Origin of the sequence: Actinomadura sp. BRA 177 (genome assembly GCF_013372625.1) — a bacterium.
Classification (GTDB): domain Bacteria; phylum Actinomycetota; class Actinomycetes; order Streptosporangiales; family Streptosporangiaceae; genus Spirillospora.
Map to the genome: position 1 here is coordinate 1 of NZ_JABXFD010000337.1, position 4,959 is coordinate 4,959.

Here is a 4,959-nt window from a genome sequence, read left to right on the forward strand (position 1 = left end):
TTGGAGGTCGTCGATCGGCTGTATGTTCCGCTGGCCGCCGCCCCGCCCCCGGTACGGGACGTCGGCGGCGCGCCGGGGCACGATGAGGTGCGGCAGGGCGCGGGGGCCGCCGGAGAACGGGTCAGTCCCGGCGTGCGGCGCCTCCCTCGGCCCGCGCCCCGGTCTGCGCGGTCGTGTCGCACCCGTCTTGCCCGCCCCGGACCGGCCCCTTGTCCGCGCTCCCCGCCGCCTCCCCCCCGCTCCTCGCCCCACGCCACCGGGCGACCCGGCGTCCGCCCGCGACGCTCCCCACGCGGCGCTGACCGCCTCGCGCCCCGTGGGCACGCTCCGTGTCACCGGCCGGAGCCGCGTCCGCCCCCACGGCCAGCCTCGCGACCGCCCGGCCGCCGTCCGGAGGCGGCGGCGTCCCGGTCCTCACCGCGGACGACGTCCGCGCCGGGACGGACCCGTCCGGCACGGCCGCCGCCGACCCCGGCCTGGTCATGCTGGAACCCGGCGACGTCGTCGCCACCGCCGCCGGCTCCGCCCGGGTCATCATGTCCGCCGGCGCCGCGCTCGGCCCCTACCTCACCCTCTACCGGCCGGACCCGGACCGCCTCGACCCCCGTTTCCTCGCCGGATTCCTGGCGTTCGCCCGCACCCGCACCGGCACCGGATCCAGCCGCACGGACCTGCGCCGTGCCCGCATCCCCCGCCTCTCCCTGGACGACCAGCGCGCCTACGGCCGGGCATTCCAGGAGATGGCCCAGCTGACACAGACATTGAGTGAGATGTCGTCCCTGGGGGAGGCGCTCGTCCGGCTGAGCTTCGACGGGCTGCTGGACGGCCACCTCCGCCCCCGCCGCTGACCCGTCACCAGGCGAACGCCTCCGGTGCCGGGCCCGGGCCCGGGAAGATCTCGTCCAGCGCGGTCAGGAACTCGTCCGAGAGTTCCAGTTCGGCCGCGCGCAGGGCGGAGCCGAGCTGGTCGCCGGTGCGGGGGCCGACGATCGGCCCGGTCACGCCGGGACGGGTGAGCAGCCACGCGAGTCCGACCTCGCCGGGGTCCACGCCGTGCTTGTCGCACAGGTCCTCGTACGCCTGGACGCGGGCCCGGTCCGCCGGGTCGGCCAGCATGTCCGCCGCGCGGCCCGACCGGGACCGCGAACCGCTCCCGTCCCGCTCCTTGCGCAGCGCGCCGCCGAGCACCCCGCCGTGCAGCGGCGACCACGGGATCACGCCGAGGCCGTAGTCCTCCGCGGCGGGGATGATCTCCATCTCCGCGCGCCGCTCCACCAGGTTGTACAGGCACTGCTCGCTGACCAGGCCGAGCGAGCCGCGGCGCGCGGCCGTCTCGTTCGCCTTGGCGATGCCCCACCCCGGGAAGTTGGACGACCTGGCGTACAGGATCTTGCCCTGCTGGACGAGGACGTCGATCGCCTGCCAGATCTCGTCCCACGGCGTCGTCCGGTCGATGTGGTGGAACTGGTACAGGTCGATGTGGTCGGTGCCGAGCCGCTTCAGCGACGCCTCGGCCGCGCGCCGGATGTTCAGCGCGGACAGCCGGCTCTGGTTCGGCCAGGGCGCGTCCTGGGCGCCCATGTCGCCGTAGACCTTGGTGGCGAGGACGGTCCGGTCGCGGCGCCCGCCGCCCTTGGCGAACCAGCTGCCGATGATCTCCTCGGTGCGGCCCTTGTCTTCGCCCCAGCCGTAGACGTTGGCGGTGTCGAAGAAGTTGATCCCCGCGTCGTGCGCCGCGTCCATGATCGCGTGGCTGTCGTCCTCGCCGGTCACGGGCCCGAAGTTCATGGTGCCGAGCACGATGCGGCTGACCTTGAGGCCGGTGCGGCCGAGCTGCGCGTAGTCCATGATCCCAGCCAACCAGCTGGAGCGCACTCCAGGTCAAGCACCGCCGCCGCGGCGTCCGCGGCGGCGGTGCCGGTCGTGCGTGCGGTCAGTGGCGGGCGCCGCCGGACGCGGCCAGCGCGTCGAAGGGGCCCGTGTACTTGGCCCAGATGCGGTGCTGGACGGAACGCGGGTGTGCTGCGGCGGCGGTGCGCGGCCGCGGGCCGGGCTTCGTCTGGTCCGGCTTCGTCTGGTGCGGCGGCGTCTGGTTCGACGGCGCCTTGGCGGCCGGCCGGGGAGCCGGGCCGCCGGGTGGCGCGGCCGGGTGTGCCGGGGTGTGTCCGGGGGCGGTCATCGGGGGCTCGTCGTGCGACTTCGGCAATGTGCTGGAAGGTGGCGGAATCTGGGGGGTCCGCTGCTTATCTGGCGGCTTCTGGTCGGCTCTCTTCTGCGCGCTCATCCGATCGATTTTCGCCACGAGTTCCTTCACCGATTCAGAGAAGTCCTTGTAGGCGGGCGCGCCCGGGCGTACCGCGCCGGCGAACTGCTTCTTCCGCCGCGAACTGATCTTGTTGATGCGGACCTTCGCGCCGGAATGGGGCGCGTGCAGGAATTTGTGGTGCCCGACGTAGAGGCCGACGTGGCTGCGGCCGTGGAAGAAGATGAGGTCGCCGGGCTTGAGGTCGCCCAGCTTCACCTTCCGGTCGACCTTGCGGTACTGCGAGTAGGTGACGCGGGGCAGTTTCACGCCCGCCTTGCGCCACGCGGCCATCACCAGGCCGGAGCAGTCGTAGGCGTTCGGCCCGTCGGCGCCCCAGCGGTAGGGCTTGCCGATCTGCTTGCGGGCGAACCTGAGCGCCTTCTTCGCTCGCTTGTGCTGGGCCGCCACTCGCGACCGGTACTTGTCGTAGGCCTGGACCTTCGCCAGCGTGGCGGAGTCGAGGTGCAGGCTCTCCAGTACCGCGGGGTTGAGCGCCGCCTGCGCGGGCGCGCTCAGCGGGACCGCGAGGGCGAACCCGGTCGCCGCCGTGGTGACGGCCGCCAGGAGCATTCCCTGTTTTCGGCCCTCCGCCCGGGTGCGGCCGGTATGGCCGCCGAATGATCCGGCTGCGGCATCGTCTTCGTGCGAGTGGCGTCCGATGGACATTTCCGTGCGCTCCGTTCCCATTGCCGGGTGGTGCCTCGGCGAGGTGATCACCCCGCCGAGAGATCGGGTACCCGTTGATCGCCATGGGATTGGGAGAGATCGCCGATTTTACATGATCATGGCGGCGAATTGGCGGCGGTATTTGGTGTCTTTGATCATGCGGTCAGATGGGCGAGCGATTTCAGCGGGACGGGCAGCCAGGCCGGCCGGTTCCGCGCCTCGTACCGCACCTCGTACACGGCCTTCTCGAATTCGAACGCGTGCATCAGCACCGAATGCGCGGCCGGGTCGGCGCCGCCCGCCGCCGCGTAGCCGCGGCAGAACGCGGCCCGGTTCCGCGCCGCCCACGCGTGCGCCCGCGTCTCCAGGTGCGGCCCCGACTCGGTCGGCACCGTGCCGGCCTTGGTGATGAGGAACCGCGCCGCGTACTCGAAGGAGCGCAGCATCCCGGCGACGTCCCGCAGCGGGTGCGCGAGGGCGCGGCGCTCGCTCTCCGCGCGGGCCGGCTCGCCCTCGAAGTCCAGCAGCGCCCACCCCGACTCGGTGCGCAGCACCTGGCCGAGGTGGTAGTCGCCGTGCACCCGCTGGACGGGCAGCGGCGCCGCCCGCGCGGCCAGGTCGAGGAACGCCCCGGTGAGCGCCTTCGCGTGCGGCGCGAGACCGGGCACCGCCCGGCAGGTCGCGGTCAGCTCGTCGTTCATCCGGGCGGCCATCGCGCGCACGTCCTCGGCGGGGACGATCGTCACCCCGAACGCGTCGGCGAGCGCCCGGTGCACCTGCGCGGTGGCCGCGCCGAGCCGCTCGGCCTCGGCCGCGAAGTCGCCGCCCGCGCCGCTCGCGTCCAGCTCCGCCCACTCGTCGCCGGGCGGCAGCGGGTAGGCGAACCAGTCGCGGACGCTCGCGATCGCCAGGCTCCAGCCGTCCGCGCCGGTGTGCAGGTAGTCCGACAGGAGCCCGAGCGTGACCGGCTCCGCGCCGGGGCCGTCCGGTTCCATCTCGATCCAGCCGTGCACGGCCGGGATGCGGTCGCAGCCCTGGCGGGTCAGCGCGAGGTTGACCTCCAGGTCGAGGTTGACGCCATGGCTGAGCCGCCGGAACAGCTTGCAGATGTAGGCGTCGCCGAACAGCAGCGAGGTGTTGCTCTGCTCGGCGGTGATGGGCAGGCTCGCCAGGTCGGTCCGGATGCGGGCGCCGGGCACGTGCCGGAACCGCAGCGGGCCGATCGACGCCTCGTCCGCCAGCGCGTCCAGCAGCGTCCGGGTGAGGTCCGGGTCGTGGGCGGCGTCGTACGGGCGCGCCGCCGGGCCGCGCGCGGCGTCGCCGATCTCCACGTGCCGGAGCCGGTCGGGCAGGTGCCGCCGGACGCCGAGGAGCAACTGGTAGCGGTCGGTGACGCGGTTCTGCCGGACGTCCAGGACGAGATGGTGCAGCGACGGGTCGCCGGCGCGCAGCTCGGTGGCGGTGCCGATGGACAGCTCGTCGATGGGACCGTCCTTGCCGCCGAACCAGCGCTGCCGGGGCAGCCACTCCGCGAGGTCTCGGGCCAGGTCGGATCGCGGTGGCAGCACGTCACACGGTCCTTCCCGCGCCCACGATCCCGTCCGCGCCGGCGTCGTCCGGCGGGAGCAGCTGGAACCAGAAGAAGCCGTGCCCGGGCAGCGTCAGCAGGTACGGGAGTTCGCCGATGGCCGGGAACTGGACGCCGCCCATGCACTCGACGGGGGAGTAGCCCTCGAAGCGCCGCATGTCGAGCTCCACCGGCTGCGGGAAGCGGGACAGGTTGGCGACGCACAGGACGGTGTCCATCTCGTCCCACGGGCTCTCGTCCTCGGTGATCTCGCGGGTGAAGGCCAGGACGGATGGGTTGGAGGCGGATAGTTCGACGTAGGAGCCGACGCCGAAGACGGGGTGGCGCTGCCGGATCTCGATCATTTTGCGGGTCCAGTGCAGCAGGGAGCCGGGGTTGTTGGCTTGTGCTTCGACGTTGA

5 protein-coding genes are annotated in these 4,959 nt (G+C 73.1%); 1 reads left to right on the forward strand and 4 read right to left on the reverse strand.

Going from position 1 to position 4,959, the window contains the following annotated elements; genetic code table 11:
• Positions 1-329: 329 nt before the first annotated feature.
• Complete coding sequence (locus tag HUX53_RS17855; RefSeq protein ID WP_176404341.1) at positions 330-848, forward strand: hypothetical protein; 519 nt, start codon at positions 330-332, stop codon at positions 846-848.
• A 4-nt stretch (positions 849-852) separates the two neighbouring features.
• Here the strand turns inward: HUX53_RS17855 and HUX53_RS17860 are convergent, their stop codons facing one another.
• From HUX53_RS17860 to HUX53_RS17875, 4 genes are all read right to left on the reverse strand, one after another.
• On the reverse strand, positions 853-1,848 hold the full coding sequence (locus tag HUX53_RS17860) for an aldo/keto reductase (RefSeq protein ID WP_176404342.1): 996 nt from the start codon (positions 1,846-1,848) through the stop codon (positions 853-855).
• Positions 1,849-1,933: 85 nt separating this feature from the next.
• Positions 1,934-2,875: a C40 family peptidase gene (locus HUX53_RS40070; protein WP_217919574.1), complete on the reverse strand. Its 942-nt coding sequence runs from the start codon at positions 2,873-2,875 to the stop codon at positions 1,934-1,936.
• Positions 2,876-3,126: 251 nt separating this feature from the next.
• Positions 3,127-4,539, reverse strand: coding sequence for a phosphotransferase (locus tag HUX53_RS17870; protein ID WP_309237296.1), 1,413 nt, complete (start codon positions 4,537-4,539; stop codon positions 3,127-3,129).
• A 1-nt stretch (position 4,540) separates the two neighbouring features.
• The coding region (locus tag HUX53_RS17875; RefSeq protein ID WP_176404343.1) for an alpha-glucosidase C-terminal domain-containing protein at positions 4,541-4,959 on the reverse strand (419 nt) is incomplete at its 5' end.

Excerpts from the sequence above, each read along its gene's own strand:
- HUX53_RS17860 (WP_176404342.1), bottom strand. The coding sequence starts at position 1,848 with ATGGACTACGCGCAGCTCGGCCGCACCGGCCTCAAGGTCAGCCGCATC.
- HUX53_RS40070 (WP_217919574.1), bottom strand. The coding sequence starts at position 2,875 with ATGCTCCTGGCGGCCGTCACCACGGCGGCGACCGGGTTCGCCCTCGCG.